Origin of the sequence: Streptomyces sp. NPDC000345 (genome assembly GCF_042898825.1) — a bacterium.
Lineage (GTDB): Bacteria > Actinomycetota > Actinomycetes > Streptomycetales > Streptomycetaceae > Streptomyces.
Genome location: NZ_JBIAZE010000037.1, coordinates 1 through 1,551, shown reverse-complemented (window position 1 = coordinate 1,551; position 1,551 = coordinate 1). Strand labels below are relative to the sequence as shown.

The 1,551-nt window shown below is 66.6% G+C and carries 1 protein-coding gene and 1 pseudogene; both read left to right on the top strand.

Features of this window, described 5'->3' with window-relative positions; all coding sequences use genetic code 11:
* Nucleotides 1-704: pseudogene (locus ACFY30_RS39300) on the top strand (alpha-1,4-glucan--maltose-1-phosphate maltosyltransferase); the annotation flags it as partial.
* A partial coding sequence (locus ACFY30_RS39295) for an alpha-amylase family glycosyl hydrolase (RefSeq protein ID WP_390849946.1) occupies nt 701-1,551 on the top strand: 851 nt, incomplete at its 3' end. The pseudogene ACFY30_RS39300 and the gene ACFY30_RS39295, both read left to right, overlap by 4 nt.

Here is a 1,551-nt window from a genome sequence, read left to right as displayed (position 1 = left end):
CCTACACCTACTTCACCTGGCGCACCACCAAGCAGGAACTGACGGAGTACCTCACCGAACTCTCGGGGGACGCCGCCTCCTACATGCGGCCCAACTTCTTCGCCAACACCCCGGACATCCTGCACGAGTACCTCCAGAGCGGCGGCCCGCCCGCCTTCGCGGTCCGCGCCGTCCTGGCCGCCACCCTCTCGCCCACCTGGGGCATCTACAGCGGCTACGAGCTCTACGAGAACACCCCGCTCCGGCCCGGCAGCGAGGAGTACCTCGACAGCGAGAAGTACCAGCTCAAACCCCGTGACTGGGAGGCGGCCGAGCGCGCGGGCCGCACCCTCGCCCCGCTGATCACCCGGCTCAACCAGATCCGCCGGACGAACCCGGCGCTGCGCGCCCTGCGCAATCTGCGCTTCCACCACGCCGACAAGGAAGCGGTGATCGCCTACTCGAAGAGGAGCGGTTCGAACACGGTTCTGGTGGTCGTCAACCTCGACCCGCACCACACCCAGGAGGCCACGGTCTCGTTGGACATGCCGCAACTCGGCCTGGACTGGCACGAGTCGGTGCCGGTGCGGGACGAGCTCACCGGCGAGACCTACCACTGGGGCAGGGCCAACTACGTGCGTCTCGAACCGGGCACCCGGCCCGCGCACGTCCTCACCGTCCTGCGACCGTCCAACCCGCAGACCGGAGGGTCACCCACACGATGATCGTCAACGAACCCGTTCAGGACACGTTCGAGGACACCCCCGCCAAGGACCGCGACCCGGAGTGGTTCAAACGGGCCGTCTTCTACGAGGTCCTCGTCCGCTCCTTCCAGGACAGCAACGGCGACGGCGTCGGCGACCTCAAGGGCATCACCGCCAAACTCGACTACCTGCAGTGGCTGGGCGTCGACTGTCTCTGGCTCCCCCCCTTCTTCAAGTCCCCGCTCCGCGACGGCGGATACGACGTCTCCGACTACACCTCCGTCCTCCCGGAGTTCGGCGACCTCGCCGACTTCGTGGAGTTCGTCGACGCCGCGCACCAGCGCGGCATGCGCGTGATCATCGACTTCGTCATGAACCACACCAGCGACCAGCACCCGTGGTTCCAGGAGTCGAGAAAGGACCCCGACGGCCCGTACGGCGACTACTACATGTGGGCGGACGACGACAAGCAGTACGCCGACGCCCGCATCATCTTCGTCGACACCGAGGTCTCCAACTGGACCTTCGACCCGGTCCGCAAGCAGTACTTCTTCCACCGCTTCTTCTCCCACCAGCCCGACCTCAACTACGAGAACCCGGCCGTGCAGGAGGAGATGATCTCCGCGCTGCGGTTCTGGCTGGACCTCGGCATCGACGGGTTCCGGCTGGACGCGGTGCCGTACCTGTACGCGCAGGAGGGCACCAACTGCGAGAACCTTCCGGCGACGCACGAGTTCCTCAAGCGGGTCCGCAAGGAGATCGACGCGCACTACCCGGACACGGTGATCCTGGCGGAGGCCAACCAGTGGCCCGAGGACGTCGTCGACTACTTCGGCGACTACGCCTCCGGCGGCGACGAATGCCACAT